Origin of the sequence: Burkholderia sp. 22PA0106 (assembly GCF_047497155.1) — a bacterium.
Taxonomy (GTDB): Bacteria; Pseudomonadota; Gammaproteobacteria; order Burkholderiales; family Burkholderiaceae; genus Burkholderia.
Window position 1 is genome coordinate 934,051 of record NZ_CP163162.1, and the last position, 15,834, is coordinate 949,884.

A 15,834-nucleotide genomic window follows, 5' to 3' on the forward strand; every position below is an offset into this window, starting at 1 on the left:
CGATGGCGCTCGAAGCGGAAATTGCCGCGTTCGTCGCGCGGGTGGCGGCCGAGGGCGGTGATGGCGGCGATCCGCGCGCGGTATCAGTTGCGGCGCTGCGCGACGGCTACGAGCGTTTCGCCGCGCGCTGGACGCCGGCGCGGTTGCCGAGCGGCGTAATGACGGAGGATGCCGTGTTCGTCGCGCCGGCCGGGCACCGTATCGGGTTGCGGCGTTATCGCTTCGCGCAGGCTTCGCGCGGCGCGGTGCTGTTTTTTCACGGTGGCGGCTTCGTGCTCGGTTCGCTGGCCAGCCATCAATCGATTGCGGCGCGGCTGGCGGCCGATGCGGGTGTCGACGTGATCGCCGTCGATTACCGGCTGGCGCCCGAACATGGCGCGCCGGCCGCGCACGACGACGTGCGCGCCGTCACCCAGGCGGCGCTCGACGGCCGCCTGCCGTTCGATCTTCCCGCCGGGCAGCCGATCGCGCTGGCCGGCGACAGCGCCGGCGGCACGTTGGCGGCCAGCGTGGCGGCGTGGTTCGGCGCGCGGATCGCGGGCGTCGCGCTTGTCTATCCGATGCTCGGGCTGGAGCCGCAACTGCCGGCGCGAGAAAGCGAGGCCGATGCGCCGATGCTGACGCTCGCCGATGTGCGCAGTTATCGTCAGTGGTACTGGGGATCGGCGGATGGGGCCGCGGCGGCGCCGGTTTCGCCGCCGCCGGGCACCGTGCCGTTGCTGGCCGGGCGTTTCGACGGTTTGCCGCCGGTGCTGGCGATCGGCGCGGAGCGCGATCCGCTGCGCGACGACGCGCGTGTGTATGTCGAGACGATCCGTGCGGCGGGAGGAAATGCGCGCTTCGTGCTGGCCGAGGGCATGGTGCACGGTTGCTGGCGCGCGCTCGATGTCAGCCCCGGCGCGGCGCGCATGCATCGTGCCGTGTGCGCATTTCTGCGCGAGCGGATCGATGCGGATTCCGAACGAGTGAAATAGGGTGGCGGCTTGCCGGCGCGCTTCTTGTCGCGGCCGACGTGCACCGAGGCGTTGGCGGCGGCCATCGAATCGTTCCTGACCGGCATCGACGTGGTCGACGCAAGCGCACACGAAAGCGCATAAAAAAATACCTCGGACCAGCATCGGACCGAGGTTGAGTCGCATCCTGTCCATTGGCACGAGTCGGATGCGGCTTGGAGTATAGGAAACCTAAGGATGTCTTTCAATTCGTAAATCCGAGTAGGCGCTCTTTTAGTGCACCCCGGCTCGCGAACGCCACTGCTGCCTTTCTCGTCCACCAAAGAAAAACGGCCGATCTCGGGAAGAGAGCGGCCGTTCAGGACTGCTGTGTTTCATGGAGCGGGGCGCGCAGGCCAGGTTTGAAGCCGATATTGCGGCGCGTCACCGTCACGTTCCAGGAAACGGATTGTTGCAACGTAAACAACAAAGATTCAGGCCGCTTCGATCGTCCGGTGGGCAGATCAAGCTTGCGCCAGGATCGAAAAAAGGCCCGGACGCCAGGCGCCCGGGCTAAGCCTTCCCTGACGGGACGGCGGAGGTTTGGGGCCTGAAAACGGCGACGAGTCCGTTGCCGGACTCGTTGCCGAAGCGAGGCTGCCGTACGGGCAACCCCGGAGCTTGCTGCTTAGTGACCGTAGTAGATCGAATCGTGAGCCGGCGTAACCGTGGCCGCCGGGCTGCCCGAATGGACCACCGGGGCTGCCTGCGAACCGTAACCGCTCGTGTCCGGGCCTGCCACGCGGGCTTCCGCGGCCTGGATGTCTTCCGGGTAGTACGGGCTTGCGACGCCCGGATGATAACCGGCCTTCTCGAGCTGGACCAGTTGCGCACGCACTTCGGCGCGGGTCACAGGGCCGTTCTGGGCGGTTTGGGCGAATGCGGCAACCGAAGCGGTCAGGGCGGTAGCGGCAACAACTGCGGCGATGAGCTTATTCATACAACCTCCGAAATTTTATCTGGTATGTCCGCTTGCGGCGTTTTGTCGTCAGCGGTTGATGTGAATCGTAGACCTCGGATCACCTAGGGTAAATACTGGTTTTGATCATAGATCGTTGCTTAAATCGATAAAATCGCGGGGCGGAAATGGTCTGATGAATGTGTGGATCGCAACGATGGAAGCGTCGTGGCGGCGCGGTGCAAATCGCGGCCGCACAGCCATGCGAAGCATCGCGCGCCGGCGTGCGGGTCGCGCGTGCGCGCGTAGGAAAAAGCAGGGAGGGGGATTTGAAGTGCTCGGTGCGGCCACGCACATAACAAGCAGGCACACCTAAGCATCGTGCGCCGCCGACTGGCGAGCACAAAAAGAAAACGCCGCGAATGTATCGCGGCGCGATGTTTCGGCCTTACTTGCCGCTGTGCAGGCCGAGCACCTGCGAGGCGGAGATCATGGCGCCCGCATTCGCAGGCGCCGGACGCTCGGCAGGACGAAACACTTCGTCGCCGCGCTGGATCACTTCGCGTGACAGTGCGCACGTGCCCGTGCGTTGCGCGAAGCGGCGGCGCCAGCGCTGTTCGCCGTAGTGGCAGCGGCCGGGTTCGACCCAACGAACGACCAGCAACGTGTCCGATTGTTCGAGAATTTCGACGTGAACGTCGGCGGGATCGCGCAGGGGCATCGATTTGGAAGACTTCATTTGCCGTTTCCTAAAGCTCGTGCGGTATCGGCCTAGGCAGTATTTGCAACTGCGTTTTGTCGATTCCGTAGCGGTTTCCAATGAGAATCTGGGGCTAAATGTAAGCGCCCTCGGCAAGAAAAAACATCCTGTCTGGATCGAATTACATTTTGCCAATTTAGAAACAATCGATCGGCAGGTTTGTGGGCGCACAAAGAAAAAACCCCGGAGGGGATCCGGGGTGGAAAAAAGAACGAGCGGCACGGCAGGCTTCTTACTCGCATAGACGCCTGGGGTGAATCCCGTGCTGAGGTGGCTCGCCCTTGGAGACGGTTCAGTGCACGTCGTACATCGATCGGCCGTTGATCGTGAACGGGTCTTGCGCCCGTTTTCCTGCTTCGGCCGTCATGCGCGGCTGTGCACCGTATCCGGATGGCTCGGCGCCGCTTTGCTCGCTGCCTGGCTTGGCTGCGGCGGAAACGGGCTGCGACGGGGCTTGCGAGGCGCCGTCCGCCGCATGGGCGGACGATGCGAAGGCTAGCAGCACGCACGCTGCGGCGACCATTCCTGGCTTGCGCATCTTGTTCGGGCTCCTCATGGACCGTCGGCAACGCGCGGGCAAATTCGCCGCGCCGGGTGCCGTGCATCTCCGGACAGACGCCATGATGCACGGTGCACGCCGATAGCAGCGTGACGCCAACATGGCGATTTCGTCAGAAATGTCGGAGGAATGCGATTTCGCCGATCGGAGCATGCCGAATAAGATAAATCCTTAAACACTGCGTTGCAGATTTACGGCTATTCCTGAGGAAATTCTGAGGATCGGGTAATGGGCCATTCGATCCGATAATCGGCACGGCCGAATGGGTTTTCGAATGGCGTGCACGAATTCCGTGCTCAGCGTGCGAAGCGGGCCGCATCGAACGGCGTGAGATCGACATCCGGGCGTTCTCCGCAGATGGCCTGTGCGAGCAGCCGCCCCGTGATCGGCCCGAGCGTCAGGCCGTGATGGTTGTGACCGAACGCGAACCACATGCCCGGATGATGCGGGGCCGCGCCGATCACCGGCCGCATGTCCGGCGTGCACGGACGCAAGCCGAGCCACGGCGCATCGTCGAGCCGCTCGCCGAGGCCGAACGCCGGGCGCGCGAGGCGTTCGGCGCGGGCGAGCTGGATGCCGGTGGGCGGCAGCGAGCGCCGCGCCAGTTCGATGCCGGTCGTGAGCCGCAGGCCGCGCTGCATCGGCGCGATCACGTAGCCGTGTTCGATGTCGACAACCGGTGCGGACAGGCGCGGCGTGTCCGACGGCGGTGCGTAGTGCATGTGATAGCCGCGCTTGTCGCGCAGCGGGATGCGGTAGCCGAAACGCGCGAATACGCTGTCCGACCAGGGGCCGAGCGCGATCACGACCTCGCGCGCAGTGGTGTCGCCGTCGGCCGTCGTGATGCGCCAGCCGCCGTCGATGCGCGCGAGCGTGGCGGCATCGCCGAGCAGGAACCGGCCGCCTTCTCGTTCGAACAAGCCGGCATAGGCCGCGACCAGCGCGCCGGGATTCGACACGGCTTTCGGATCGAGCCAGTGAATCGCGCCCGCGAAGCCCGCGCGCAGCGACGGCTCCTGCGCACGCAGCGCGGCGGCGTCCAGCACCACGTGGCGCAGGCCGTGCGTGCGCGCCAGGCCGGCGGCTTCCGCGATGCCATGGTCGAGCGCGTGCGGCGAGCGGAACGCTTCGAGCCAGCCGCTGCCGCGAATCAGCGCGGCGGCTTCGGGGCTGCGCGCGGCCAACGCGTCGTGTTCGTCGACGCTGCGCTCGATCAGCGGACGCATGTCGCGTGCGGCCGCGGCGTGCCGGGCCGGCGCCGATTCGTGCCAGAAACGCAGCAGCCACGGCGCGTAAGCGGGCAGCGAGCGCGGATGCCAGTACAGCGCGGTGGCGCGGTTCGTCGCGTAACGCATCAGCGCCAGCGGGTTGCGCGGGAACGCATACGGCATGACCGACGAGCGCTCGATCAACCCGGCATTGCCGAAGCTCGTGCCGAGCCCCGGCGCCTGCCGGTCGATCAGCGCGACGCGCCGGCCGCGATCCTGCAGATGTTGAGCGGCCGATACGCCGACGATGCCGGCGCCGAGCACGATGACGTCGAAATCCATAAGGCGACTTGGGCGATGAAGGTGTTGAACGCGGCGTGAGCGGAGGCGAGCCGAGCCGGCTCGTAATCGTCAGGAACCCGAATCATGGGCTAACGCGGGGAGAAGTCCGTATCGGCTGAGTATTCGATCACCAGATCCGAAGCGGCCACCGCCACGCACGGCAGAATCCAGCCTTGCGCGCGTTCCTCGCGCGTCACGCCGGGCCATTCGACGCGGTACGTCACGCTGCCGCTGACCATCCGGCACAGGCAGGCTCGGCATACGCCGTTGCGGCACGAGCGCGGCAGCGACAGCCCCTCGAAGCCGGCGGCTTCGAGCAGCGACAGCGAGCCGGGCGCGTCGAAACTCGCGCCGAGCGGTTCGACGCGGACGCGGAACGGGCGTTCGGATTCGGTCATCGGGGGCGGGCGAACGGGAGGCGAGCCCGCCAGCATACCCGAAGCGCGGCGTGGCTTGCCCCGGGGGTCAGGCGTCGCCGCGCCGCCGCCGCAGATGCCGATAGACGGTATTGCGCGCAAGGCCCAGCTCGCGCGCGGCGGCGGACACGTTGCCCTGATGGCGCGCGAGCGTGCAGTCGATCAGCGAGGCCTGCTGCGCGTCGAGCGTGGTGGCGGAGGCGCACGCGGCCGGCGAGGTGGCCCACTCGGCTGCGCCGTCGGGGCAGTCGAGCCAGAAATCCTCGGGCAGATGGTCGAGGCCGATCTCGGGCGCATCGTCGGCGAGCATGCCGGCCGTGCGCAGCACGTTCGTCATCTGCCGCAGGTTGCCGGGCCAGCGGCAGCGCGCGAATGCGGCCAGCACGGCGTCCGAGACGCGCGACGGCACGGCGTCGGCGCGGGCGAGGCGGGCCAGCACGCGCCGCACCAGTTCGGGCAGATCGGTGCGCTGCGCGAGCGGCGGCAGCGTGACGGCCAGCCCGTTGATGCGGTAATAGAGATCGTCGCGAAAGCGCTGGTCGGCGATCATCGCGCGCAGGTCGCGGTGCGTCGCACACACGATCCGTACGTCCACCGGCACGGCGCGGCCGCTGCCGAGCGGCACCACCGCACGCTCCTGCAGCACCCGCATCAGCCGCACTTGCTGGGCCGGCGGCATGTCGCCGATCTCGTCGAGGAACAGCGTGCCGCCGTCGGCCTGCACGATGCGGCCGGGGCTGCCGCGCCGGCGCGCGCCGGTGAACGCGCCGTCCTCATAGCCGAACAGCTCGGCCTCGATCAGCGAATCGGGCAGCGCGGCGCAGTTGACGGCGACGAACGGGCCGTCGCGGCGCGGCGAGTCGTCGTGCAGCGCGCGCGCCAGCCATTCCTTGCCGGTACCGGTTTCGCCGAGGATCAGCACGGGCAGGTCGCGCCCGCGGATTTTCGCGACACGTTGCAGGATCGCTGCCATGCGCGCGTCGCCGGTGTCGAGCGCGGCGAGGGTGATCGCGTCGGCATCGGCGTTGGCATCAGGCACGGCCGGTTTCACTGCGGATTCGGAGGTTGGCGGCACGGCAACGGAGGCCGTGCGCGCGGCGACTCGGTCGCCGGTGCGGCGTGCCTGTGCCTGCTCGCAGCGCGCCAGCACGCGCACGCCGGTCTGCAGTGTCAGCGCGACGGTCGCGCCCGGATCGCGTGCGGCCCGGTCGGCCAGTTGCGCGAACGAGATACCGAACAACTCATCGCAGCTTCGCTCCTGCAACGCATCGAGCGATGTACCGAACTGGAACAGCGCGCTGCGGTTGGCCGCGAGCAGGTTGCCGTCGGCGCCGAACGCGGCGAGACCGCCGAACAGCGAATCGACGAATTCGGCATGCGCGTGGAAATGCACGCGCAACGCGGCGTCGCAGGTGCTGGAAAACAGGTGGTTTTCGATCAGTTGTGCCGACATCCTGACCAGCGCGAGCGTGTGCGGGCCGAAGCCGCGCGGGTCGCCGCTGACGTCGAGCGCGCCGAGCAAGCGGCCGAACGGATCGACGATCGGCGCGCACGAGCAGGACAGCACATGATTGGCGCGCAGGAAATGTTCGTCGCCGTGCACGGTCACGGCCTGGCGCGAGGCCAGCGCGGTGCCGATCGCATTGGTGCCGCGCGCGGTTTCGGCCCACGACGCGCCGGGGCGCAGCGCCACGCGGTTCGCCTTGGCGACGAAATCGGCGTCGCCGATGCTGTGCAGGATCATGCCGTCATGATCGGTCAGGAGTACGAGGCTTTGGGTATCGGCGATCTGGGCATGCAGCGCGTCCATCACCGGGCGCGCGAGCGTGTAAAGCGAGCGGCTGCCGTCGATCAGCTCGCGCAGCGCGTGCGCCGACAGCGGCGTGTAGTCGGGCCGGTCGGCGGCGCGCAGGCCGATCGAGGCCGAGCGAGCGTGCGCCTGCGCGATGACGTCGAGTCGGCTGACCGTGGCGGGCAGCATGGAGGATTGCGGCATGTCGTGTCTCCAGCGAAGCGTCGGCGGCGCTCCGATCCTTGTTCGATGGGCGCCGTGCAGCACGCCGCTCGCGCCATGATACAAGCGCCACCCGGCGTGCGCGACCGCGATTCGCCGCTGCGGCGGCGCGGCAAGCCGATCGAGCGCGGCTGCACGGCGCTCGGGGTGGACGGGTGGCCTGGTTTGTTGCGCAGTGCAAAACGATAGCGAACGGGGGCGTGAATTCGTCAGCGGCTGTTGAAAACCGCGGGCGTGGCACATGCCGGCAGCGCGGCATCGGGGTTTGTCCCGTCAGTCCTTGCGTGTGCGCGCATAGCGTCTACAGTGAAAGGCAACCGGCTCGATCTCCTGCGCGCCTTCCGCCGCGCGCCACCCTGCCGACCGTTCCGCGCTCGCCCCGGCCGCCCGGCCCGCAATGGTGTGCGCGGCCTTTTGCATTCTCGTCACGACAAAGGCGCTCCATGCAGATCCTCTTCCCGAACGAAGCCCCCGAATACTCGGGGCCTGAACTGACTTTGTTATTCGCGGCGATGGTGGATGGCGAGCGGGTATGTTGCGAGATTACCGCCGAGGCGCTGGAGTCGCATTTCGGCGCGGCCTCGGCGCGTTCCGAGGACATGCTCGGCGCCTTCGCGAATCATCGTCCGCGCATCGAAGCGGCCGCGCGCCGGCTGCTGGCCGATACGCGTGCGCAATGCGTGACGCTGCGCAGCGGTTACGTGCGCTTCCACGAGGCGAACCTGCGCTGATCGAGCGGGCGGGGGCCGGAAACCGGCGCTCGCCTTCATCGCCATTCGTTATTCAGGATTGCGAGAGAATAGTCGTGCCGCGCGGGGTGCTTACGGCCGTGCGCGGGAGAAGCCGTGTCGCGTTTCCGCTTCCGAGGCGGGAGCGTCGGGCTGCGCATCGGTATCGAGCGCACGATTGAATTCCGCGGCCCGCACGCGAATTTTCTGCGCATAGGCCTGAGAGCCGCCGTAGCGGCGCATCGCGACGTCGAGATCGCCGTTCGCGCCCTGCATGTAACCGTAGAGAATCGCCGAGCCGATCTTGATGTTGGTGGTGGGTTCGGTCAGATCCTGATTGCGCACCAGCCCGCGATGTACCGACGGCACGACCTGCATGAGCCCGGTCGCGCCGTTCGCACCCTTGGCCTTTTCCCGGAAGCGCGACTCGATCGAGATGATCGCGAGCAGCACGGCCGGCGGCAGCGAATACTTGGCGGAGGCGAGCGTGACGGCGTCGGAGATTTGCTGCGCCTTCTGCTTGGCGACGCCGAACTTGCGGATCAGATACGTGGAGACGGGGCCGTGCGGGGCGGGCGCTTCGGCATCGAGCAGCAGGCCCGAGGCGGGCGCGGCCGGGGCCGAGGCCAGTTGCGAAAACGAGGCCGCCACCGCGCCATCGGCCGAAGCAGCGGCCAGCGCGGCCGACGCCGTGCATGCGCAGCCCAACAGGAGAACGATCGAACAGGTGAGCTGCCGCATGGCTCTCGGGGAATCGAAACCGGGGCGCACAGTATATCGACCTGCGCCCGCGCCGGCATAGTGCTCCGAAACGCCGATGCCGCCGGCTGCCGTGCGCGTCAATCCGCGCCCAGGTAGAAGTAGCGGAACAGGAACACCACGGCGATGATCCAGACCACCGGCTTGACCTGTTTCGCGCGGCCCGTCAGCAGCTTGAGGCCGGCGTAGGCGATGAAGCCGAACGCCACGCCGTTCGCGATCGAGTAGGTGAACGGCATCAGCAGCGCGGTGAGCGCGGCCGGCACGGCTTCGGTGGCGTCGTCCCAGGGCACGTCCACCATGTCGCGCAGCATCAGGCAGGACACGTAGAGCAGCGCCGGCGCGGTGGCGTAGGCGGGCACCACGCCGGCCAGCGGCGCGATGAACAGGCAGGCCAGGAACAGCACGGCGACCGTCACGGCCGTCATGCCGGTGCGCCCGCCCGCCTGCACGCCCGAGGCGCTTTCGATATAGGCCGTGGTGGACGAGGTGCCGAGCAAGGAGCCCGCCACGATCGCCGTGCTGTCGGCCAGCAGCGCCTTGTTCAGGCGGTGCATCTTGCCGTTGACGAGCAGGCCCGCGCGGTTCGCCACGCCCATCAGCGTGCCGGTGGCGTCGAACAACTCGACCAGGAAGAACACCAGGATCACGTTGATCACGCCGGTCGACAGCGCGGCCTTGATGTCGAGCTTGAATAGTGTTGGCGAGATCGACGGCGGCGCGGAAAAGATGCCGTGGAATTGATTGCCGCCGAAGAAGAACGACAGGACGGTGACCGCGACGATGCCGATCAGGATCGCGCCGCGCACGCGCAGCGCGTCGAGCGTGACGATCACGAAGAAGCCGACGATCGCGAGCAGCGTGGTGGGTTCGTGCAGATTGCCGAGCGTGACGAGCGTGGCGGGGCTGCCGGTGATCACGCCCGCCGTCTTCAGCGAGATGATGCCGAGGAACAGGCCGATGCCGGCCGTGATCGCCACGCGCAGCGTCTTCGGGATGCCGTTGATGATGGCCTCGCGCACGCGCAGCAACGTGACGATCAGGAACAGGCAGCCCGAGATGAACACCGCGCCGAGCGCCGCCTCCCAGGTGAAGCCCATGCCTTTGACGACCGCGTAGGCGAAGTAGGCGTTCAGGCCCATGCCCGGCGCGCAGGCCACCGGGTAGTTCGCGTAGAGGCCCATGATCAGCGACGCGAGCGCGGCCACGATGCAGGTCGCGACGAACACCGATTCCTTCGGCATGCCCGCATCGCCGAGGATCGCCGGGTTCACGAAGATGATGTACGCCATCGTCAGGAAGGTGGTGACGCCCGCGAGCAGTTCCGTGCGCAGGTCGGTTCCGGCTTCCTGGAAGCCGAAATACCGTTTGATCGAGTCCATGAAGTGGCTTCTCCGGTCGGTGGTCGTGTCGGTGCTCGACGTATCGTGTGTTCGGGGCGGCGCGGGCAGTGCCGCCGCGCGCTTGGCGGCCGCGATTGTAAACGCAGTGCGGCCGCGCGCCTATTGCCGTTGCGGGCGAGCGCCGGGGAGCGTTACGATGGCGGCGCGCCCGCCCCGCCTGCGCGGCGATACGCGCGTCATACGATACGTCGCCAAAATACCTGAGAGCTCATGCCCAACCATCATGCCGCGACGCGAATGCGTGGCTTGCCGCAACGATGCGCCGCATTATTGCAACGGCCTTTTCTGTCGAGCGGCGGATCGTCTGCCGAGGCATCGAATCTTTCAATTTCATTGCTTGCGCCGTGGCGTCGAACGCGTGCCTATCCGTTGTGCACGCAACCATATCGAAATGAAGCGAATTCCGGCAGCGGGGCGATGCGATGAACCATTCCGATCTGCCGCCGTGGATGCCGATCGCGCTCGCCGAAGCCGGCGTGACGCGTCATGGCCCGGGAAGCAGCCACCCGCGCATCGTCGAATACAACGGCGTGACGAATCTCGTGGGCTACGACGACAAGGTGTCGTGGTGCTCGTCGTTCGCGAACTGGTGCATCGCACGCGCGGGCCTGGCCGGCACCGGCTCGGCGCTCGCGCGTTCGTGGCTCGACTGGGGGCGGCCGCTCGATACGCCGCGCTATGGCTGCATCGTGGTGCTGACGCGCGACGATCCGGCAAGCTGGAAAGGGCATGTCGGCTTCTATCTGCGCCATGAGGGCGAGGCGATCGTGTTGTTCGGCGGCAATCAGTTGGGGAGGGTGCGGGAACTGGCTTATGACGGCGCCTCGTTGCTGGGGTATCGCTGGCCGGTGGGCGGGTAGGGTGCACCGCGATTGTGCATATTGCACATCGCGGCACACCGCCGAAATGCTCCGTATCGCACATACGCCGCCGTCGAGCGCGGTTAAATTCGCAGCGAAGCCTTGCCGTGCAACGCGTGGCGCGCGAAATCCTCGTTTGAAACCCCCGTAAAAAACGGGTTCAGGATGTAAAAGATTGCAAGGTGCTATCGCGCTAATCGGGCTGGGACACTACGATAGGGCGGTGGGTTAAACGGTGCCGTACCTGGAATTCAGGCTCGGCCACAAGCACTACCGGTATTCGCCGGGTGACCACAGCCCGGCTTCCCGTTCGAATTCAACGGTCGATACGGAGGTCAGCATGATGAACTTGATCAGTCGTTGGGCAATGCGGCACGCCCCCACTCCCGAGAAATCCGCCGCTTCGATGCTCGTGACGGCACGCATGGAATTGTTCACGGCCGAACAGCGCGTGATCGATGCGAAGACGCAGGCCAATTATTGGCGCACACGCGTGTCGTTTCTCGAGGAAGTGCAGAAGCAGGGCATCGACCCGTGGGTCGGCACCACGGCGCAAACTCCGGAGCCTGCTCCATCGGGCGTCGCACGCGGCCCCCGTCTGGCGGCCAGCACTTGAGTGCCCATGTAGCGCGGTTTGCGTCGTCCAGCGGCGCGAACCGCGTTTTCTTCAAGACTGCTTGCTATTCCTCGCCGCGTTCGCGGTAAACCTCCCTCATTCCGCCCCGCCCGCATCGGCATCCCGTTCGCGCTCGCGATACGCGGCCGGGCTCAATCCGCTCCATCCTCGAAACGCCCGATAGAACGCGCTCGGCTCCGCGAAGCCGGCGGCGGTCGCCACGTCGGCAACGGTCAGTGTGGGGTCGGCCAGCGCCACGCAGGCGATCTCGTAGCGCAGCGCATCCTTGATTTCCTGATACGACGCGCCCTCGTGGCGCAGCTTGCGCCGCAGCGTCGCCTCGGCCACGTGCAGGCGCGCGGCGAGGCTGGCCGCGTCGGGCCAGTCGGCCGGCGCGGTGGCGCGCAGCACGGCGCGCACGCGGCTCGCCAAGGAATCGGGGTTGCGGTACTTGACGATGAAATTGCCCGGCGCATTGCGCAGGAACGTTTTCAGCGAAGGCGGCGTTTGCACCACGGGCAGCGTGGCGAAGGCCGGGTCGAGATCGACGTAGGCGTCGGGCGAATCGAACCGCAGGTCGTCGCAGAATATTTGCCGGTAATCGCGCGGCACCTCGGGGGCGGGGCTGCGCAGGCATGCGGTCAGCACCGGAATGCGCCGCCCGATCAGCCAGCAGGTCAGCCCGTAGACGAGGATGAAGAACGTCGCATAGACGAACGCGGGCGGCCGTGCCTCGGCGTCCCGATGCACGAAGCGCAGCCGCACGCGCGTGGCATCCACCTCCAGTTCGGCATGCAGATCGTCGAGCACGCAGCGCATCATGTTCAGCGCACGCGACAGCCCGCCCATGCCGGTGCGCGCACCGAGCGCGGCCTCGCTCATCGCCACGAACGCGCCGCTGCGCATCGGGTGCGAATCCTGTCCGAAGAATTCATCGTCGAGCGTGCGCGCGATCGCGTTCCAGAGCGCGCCGTACTGGCGCGCACCCACGTGGGCGTCGGGCGCGCCGAGCAGGCCCGGCGCGATGCCGGCCTGCGCGAGCAAGGCCTCGGGATCGGCGCCGCGCCGGCGCGCCAGCGCGAGGCTGGTGGCCACGAGGCGGACGGAAACGGTTCCCTTGTCGTTGGTTTTCATGCGAGCGCGGCGCGCTGCGGCGGCACGCTATGGCCGCCACGAACGCGGTATGGCAAAAACGATCATTGTAATTGAGTGCGGCGAGCATCGATACCGCGCCGTGGGTTGCCTACACTGCCCTTACCGGCGCGCCGCCGCACCGCAATCCGCGCGGCGCGCGACCCATCAGATCACGAGACAAGGCACGCCATGGATGCGCTCTACACCGAAGATCAACGCATGATTCGCGACAGCGTGCGCGATTTTTCCACCGAAGTGCTGGCCCCGAACGCGGCGCAATGGGATCGCGACGGCGCGCTGCCCGATCGCGTGATCGCGCAGATGGGCGAACTGGGCCTGCTCGGCATGGTGGTGCCACCCGAATGGGATGGCGCCTACACCGATTACACGGCCTACGCGCTGGCCGTCGAGGAAATCGCGGCCGGCTGCGCGTCGTGCGCCACGCTGATGAGCGTGCAGAACTCGGTCTGCTGCGGCCCGATCCTCGGCTACGGCACCGACGAACAGCGCGAGCGCTGGCTGCGCCCGCTCGCGTCGGGCCGGATGATCGGCTCGTTCTGCCTGACCGAGCCGCAGGCCGGCTCCGAGGCCAACAACCTGCGCACGCGCGCCGTGTTGAAGGACGGCCAATGGGTGCTCGACGGCAACAAGCAATTCATCTCGAACGCATCGCGCGCCGGCGTGGCGATCGTTTTTGCCATGACCGATCCCGACCTGGGCAAGCGCGGCCTGTCGGCGTTTCTCGTGCCGACCGACACGCCCGGCTTCCAGGTCGGCAAGCCCGAGAAGAAGCTCGGCATTCGCGCGTCGGACACCTGCCCGGTCACGCTGACGCATTGCGCGATCCCCGAAGCGAACCTGCTCGGCGCGCGCGGCGAGGGGCTGAAGATCGCGCTCGCGAACCTCGAAGGCGGCCGCATCGGCATCGCGGCGCAGGCGGTGGGCATCGCGCGCGCCGCGTTCGACAAGGCGCGCCGCTATGCGTCGGAACGCATCCAGTTCGGCAAACCGATTGCCGCGCATCAGGCGATCGCCGAGAAGCTCGCGAACATGGTCACGCAACTGAACGCGGCGCGGCTGCTCGTGCATCATGCGGCGCGGTTGCGCACCGAGGGCCTGCCGTGCCTGTCGGAAGCTTCGCAGGCCAAACTGTTCGCCTCCGAGATGGCCGAGGCGGTATGCTCGGACGCGATCCAGATTCACGGCGGTTACGGCTACCTGACCGACTACGACGTGGAGCGCCATTATCGCGACGCGCGCATCACGCAGATCTACGAAGGCACCAGCGAAGTGCAGCGCATGGTGATCGCGCGGCAGCTCTAGCATCGCGTGCCGGCAGGCGGCACGCACGAATCACGACGATGCACGATAACGTGCGCGAGACCGAAGGAGACGACACGATGACGGCACAGGCATTCCTCGACGCCCGCGATTTTCTGCTGAGGCACCGCACCGATTACGACACGGCGTATCGCGAGTTTCGCTGGCCGAGCGTCGAGTCGTTCAACTGGGCGCTCGACTATTTCGACCCGATGGCGCGCGGCAATGCGCAACCGGCGCTGTGGATCGTCGATGCAGCGACGGGCACGGGCGAGCCGGTGTCGTTCGCACGGATGTCGGAACAATCGTCAAGGATTGCGAATCACCTGCGCGCGATCGGCGTGGGGCGCGGCGACCGCATCCTGCTGATGCTGCCGAACCGCGTCGAGTTGTGGGAAACCATGCTGGCGGCGATGAAGCTCGGGGCGGTGGTGCTGCCGGCCACCACGCAACTGTCCGCCGACGATATCCGCGACCGCGTGTCGATCGGTGGAGCGCGCTACGCCGTGATCGATGCCGACGAAGCGGCCAAGTTCGACGAGGCCGGCGTGAACCTGACGCGGATCGTGGTGGGCGGCACGCGCGACGGCTGGCTGCGTTACGACGACGGCTACGCCGCATCGGCCGAGTTCATGCCCGACGCACCCACCCACGCCGACGACACGCTGCTGCTGTATTTCACGTCGGGCACCACCTCGAAGCCGAAGCTCGTCGAGCACACGCATCGCACCTACCCGATCGGCAGCCTCTCGACGATGTACTGGATCGGCCTGCAGCCCGGCGACATCCACTGGAACATCAGCTCGCCGGGCTGGGCCAAGCACGCATGGAGCTGCCTGTTCGCGCCGTGGAATGCGCAGGCCTGCGTGTTCGCGTTCAACTACACGCGCTTCGATCCGAAGCAGGCGCTCGATACGCTGGTGCGCTACGACATCACCACGCTGTGCGCGCCGCCGACCGTCTGGCGCATGCTCGTGCAGCAGCCGCTGGCCGATTACGCGGTGAAGCTGCGCGAGATCATCGGCGCGGGCGAGCCGCTCAATCCCGAGATCATCGAGCGCGTGCGCCGCGCCTGGGGCATCACGATCCGCGATGGCTACGGCCAGACCGAAACCACCTGCGTGATCGGCAATTCGCCGGGCCAGCCGGTGGTGGCCGGCTCGATGGGGCGGCCGATGCCCGGCTATCGCGTGACGCTGCTCGACCCCGACGGCGCGCCGGTCGAGGAGGGCGAGGTGGCGCTGCCGCTCGACGGCGAGCGGCCCGGCGGCCTGATGCGCGGCTACGCGAACCATGCCGAAGCGACCGCGCAGGCGATGCGCGACGGCTTTTACCGCACCTCCGACATCGCGCTGCGCCGCAGTGACGGCTACTACCTCTACATCGGCCGCGCCGACGACGTGTTCAAGTCGTCCGACTATCGCCTGAGCCCGTTCGAACTCGAAAGCGTGCTGATCGAGCATCCGGCGATCGGCGAGGCTGCCGTGGTGCCGAGCCCCGATCCGCTGCGGCTGTCGGTGCCGAAAACCTTCATCACGCTGCGCGCCGGCTACGAGCCGGGCGAGGCGCTGGCGCGCGAGATCTTCCGCTTCTCGCGCGAGAAGCTGGCGCCGTACAAGCGCATCCGCCGCCTGCAGTTCGCCGAGTTGCCGAAGACGATCTCCGGCAAGATCCGCCGCGTGGAGTTGCGACGGCGCGAGATCGAGCGCGATGCCGATCCGGCGGTGCGCATGCCCGACGAATACTGGGAAGAGGATTTCCCGGCCTGAAGTCGGCCGGACATGCAGCCGGAAATATAGGATGACGTAACAACCGGGAGACGCAT

At 67.2% G+C, this 15,834-nt stretch carries 16 protein-coding genes; 6 read left to right on the top strand and 10 right to left on the bottom strand.

Going from position 1 to position 15,834, the window contains the following annotated elements:
- Nucleotides 1-2 precede the first annotated feature (2 nt).
- Entirely contained in the window at nucleotides 3-974 is a 972-nt protein-coding gene (locus tag AB4850_RS04060; RefSeq protein WP_414441323.1) for an alpha/beta hydrolase, read from the top strand.
- 646 nt (nucleotides 975-1,620) lie between these two features.
- On the opposite strand, the gene AB4850_RS04065 is transcribed toward AB4850_RS04060, so the two are convergent.
- The 6 genes from AB4850_RS04065 to AB4850_RS04090 form a co-directional block, all read right to left on the bottom strand.
- Complete coding sequence (locus AB4850_RS04065; protein WP_414441324.1) at nucleotides 1,621-1,932, bottom strand: DUF4148 domain-containing protein; 312 nt, start codon at nucleotides 1,930-1,932, stop codon at nucleotides 1,621-1,623.
- A 406-nt stretch (nucleotides 1,933-2,338) separates the two neighbouring features.
- Nucleotides 2,339-2,629: a DUF3331 domain-containing protein gene (locus AB4850_RS04070; protein ID WP_414441325.1), complete on the bottom strand. Its 291-nt coding sequence runs from the start codon at nucleotides 2,627-2,629 to the stop codon at nucleotides 2,339-2,341.
- Between the two features lie 313 nt (nucleotides 2,630-2,942).
- Entirely contained in the window at nucleotides 2,943-3,188 is a 246-nt protein-coding gene (locus tag AB4850_RS04075) for a hypothetical protein (protein ID WP_414441326.1), read from the bottom strand.
- A 317-nt stretch (nucleotides 3,189-3,505) separates the two neighbouring features.
- A complete protein-coding gene (locus AB4850_RS04080) occupies nucleotides 3,506-4,759 on the bottom strand; it encodes an NAD(P)/FAD-dependent oxidoreductase (protein WP_414441327.1) in 1,254 nt (417 codons plus the stop codon).
- An 89-nt stretch (nucleotides 4,760-4,848) separates the two neighbouring features.
- Nucleotides 4,849-5,157 carry a 2Fe-2S iron-sulfur cluster-binding protein gene (locus AB4850_RS04085; RefSeq protein WP_414441328.1) on the bottom strand — a complete coding sequence of 103 codons (309 nt, stop codon included), beginning with the start codon at nucleotides 5,155-5,157 and terminating at the stop codon, nucleotides 4,849-4,851.
- Between the two features lie 67 nt (nucleotides 5,158-5,224).
- Complete coding sequence (locus tag AB4850_RS04090; protein ID WP_414441329.1) at nucleotides 5,225-7,171, bottom strand: sigma-54-dependent Fis family transcriptional regulator; 1,947 nt, start codon at nucleotides 7,169-7,171, stop codon at nucleotides 5,225-5,227.
- A 461-nt stretch (nucleotides 7,172-7,632) separates the two neighbouring features.
- On the opposite strand from AB4850_RS04090, the gene AB4850_RS04095 reads away from it, so the two are divergent.
- Nucleotides 7,633-7,920 (top strand): DUF1488 domain-containing protein, encoded by a 288-nt coding sequence (locus AB4850_RS04095; protein WP_414441330.1) that lies wholly within the window; start codon nucleotides 7,633-7,635, stop codon nucleotides 7,918-7,920.
- Between the two features lie 90 nt (nucleotides 7,921-8,010).
- On the opposite strand, the gene AB4850_RS04100 is transcribed toward AB4850_RS04095, so the two are convergent.
- On the bottom strand, nucleotides 8,011-8,658 hold the full coding sequence (locus AB4850_RS04100) for a transglycosylase SLT domain-containing protein (protein ID WP_414441331.1): 648 nt from the start codon (nucleotides 8,656-8,658) through the stop codon (nucleotides 8,011-8,013).
- 98 nt (nucleotides 8,659-8,756) lie between these two features.
- A complete protein-coding gene (locus AB4850_RS04105) occupies nucleotides 8,757-10,058 on the bottom strand; it encodes an NCS2 family permease (RefSeq protein WP_414441332.1) in 1,302 nt (433 codons plus the stop codon).
- 443 nt (nucleotides 10,059-10,501) lie between these two features.
- Between AB4850_RS04105 and AB4850_RS04110 the strand changes: the two genes are divergently transcribed.
- On the top strand, nucleotides 10,502-10,939 hold the full coding sequence (locus tag AB4850_RS04110) for a TIGR02594 family protein (protein ID WP_414441333.1): 438 nt from the start codon (nucleotides 10,502-10,504) through the stop codon (nucleotides 10,937-10,939).
- A 270-nt stretch (nucleotides 10,940-11,209) separates the two neighbouring features.
- Here the strand turns inward: AB4850_RS04110 and AB4850_RS04115 are convergent, their stop codons facing one another.
- Complete coding sequence (locus tag AB4850_RS04115) at nucleotides 11,210-11,365, bottom strand: hypothetical protein (RefSeq protein WP_414442053.1); 156 nt, start codon at nucleotides 11,363-11,365, stop codon at nucleotides 11,210-11,212.
- Here AB4850_RS04115 and AB4850_RS04120 point away from each other — a divergent pair.
- A complete protein-coding gene (locus AB4850_RS04120) occupies nucleotides 11,307-11,555 on the top strand; it encodes a hypothetical protein (RefSeq protein ID WP_414441954.1) in 249 nt (82 codons plus the stop codon). The genes AB4850_RS04115 and AB4850_RS04120 overlap by 59 nt on opposite strands.
- A gap of 96 nt (nucleotides 11,556-11,651) precedes the next feature.
- Here AB4850_RS04120 and AB4850_RS04125 read toward each other — a convergent pair whose 3' ends face one another.
- A complete protein-coding gene (locus tag AB4850_RS04125; RefSeq protein WP_414441334.1) occupies nucleotides 11,652-12,689 on the bottom strand; it encodes an AraC family transcriptional regulator in 1,038 nt (345 codons plus the stop codon).
- A gap of 189 nt (nucleotides 12,690-12,878) precedes the next feature.
- Here AB4850_RS04125 and AB4850_RS04130 point away from each other — a divergent pair, with 189 nt between their 5' ends.
- Both AB4850_RS04130 and AB4850_RS04135 read left to right on the top strand, forming a co-directional pair.
- On the top strand, nucleotides 12,879-14,012 hold the full coding sequence (locus AB4850_RS04130; RefSeq protein ID WP_414441335.1) for an acyl-CoA dehydrogenase: 1,134 nt from the start codon (nucleotides 12,879-12,881) through the stop codon (nucleotides 14,010-14,012).
- 77 nt (nucleotides 14,013-14,089) lie between these two features.
- Nucleotides 14,090-15,778: an AMP-binding protein gene (locus AB4850_RS04135; protein ID WP_414441336.1), complete on the top strand. Its 1,689-nt coding sequence runs from the start codon at nucleotides 14,090-14,092 to the stop codon at nucleotides 15,776-15,778.
- The last annotated feature ends 56 nt before the right edge of the window (nucleotides 15,779-15,834 follow it).

Coding starts and splice junctions, on each gene's coding strand:
- AB4850_RS04060 (WP_414441323.1), top strand. CDS start 3: ATGGCGCTCGAAGCGGAAATTGCCGCGTTCGTCGCGCGGGTGGCGGCC.
- AB4850_RS04065 (WP_414441324.1), bottom strand. CDS start 1,932: ATGAATAAGCTCATCGCCGCAGTTGTTGCCGCTACCGCCCTGACCGCT.
- AB4850_RS04070 (WP_414441325.1), bottom strand. CDS start 2,629: ATGAAGTCTTCCAAATCGATGCCCCTGCGCGATCCCGCCGACGTTCAC.
- AB4850_RS04075 (WP_414441326.1), bottom strand. CDS start 3,188: ATGCGCAAGCCAGGAATGGTCGCCGCAGCGTGCGTGCTGCTAGCCTTC.
- AB4850_RS04080 (WP_414441327.1), bottom strand. CDS start 4,759: ATGGATTTCGACGTCATCGTGCTCGGCGCCGGCATCGTCGGCGTATCG.
- AB4850_RS04085 (WP_414441328.1), bottom strand. CDS start 5,157: ATGACCGAATCCGAACGCCCGTTCCGCGTCCGCGTCGAACCGCTCGGC.
- AB4850_RS04090 (WP_414441329.1), bottom strand. CDS start 7,171: ATGCCGCAATCCTCCATGCTGCCCGCCACGGTCAGCCGACTCGACGTC.
- AB4850_RS04095 (WP_414441330.1), top strand. CDS start 7,633: ATGCAGATCCTCTTCCCGAACGAAGCCCCCGAATACTCGGGGCCTGAA.
- AB4850_RS04100 (WP_414441331.1), bottom strand. CDS start 8,658: ATGCGGCAGCTCACCTGTTCGATCGTTCTCCTGTTGGGCTGCGCATGC.
- AB4850_RS04105 (WP_414441332.1), bottom strand. CDS start 10,058: ATGGACTCGATCAAACGGTATTTCGGCTTCCAGGAAGCCGGAACCGAC.
- AB4850_RS04110 (WP_414441333.1), top strand. CDS start 10,502: ATGAACCATTCCGATCTGCCGCCGTGGATGCCGATCGCGCTCGCCGAA.
- AB4850_RS04120 (WP_414441954.1), top strand. CDS start 11,307: ATGCGGCACGCCCCCACTCCCGAGAAATCCGCCGCTTCGATGCTCGTG.
- AB4850_RS04115 (WP_414442053.1), bottom strand. CDS start 11,365: ATGCGTGCCGTCACGAGCATCGAAGCGGCGGATTTCTCGGGAGTGGGG.
- AB4850_RS04125 (WP_414441334.1), bottom strand. CDS start 12,689: ATGAAAACCAACGACAAGGGAACCGTTTCCGTCCGCCTCGTGGCCACC.
- AB4850_RS04130 (WP_414441335.1), top strand. CDS start 12,879: ATGGATGCGCTCTACACCGAAGATCAACGCATGATTCGCGACAGCGTG.
- AB4850_RS04135 (WP_414441336.1), top strand. CDS start 14,090: ATGACGGCACAGGCATTCCTCGACGCCCGCGATTTTCTGCTGAGGCAC.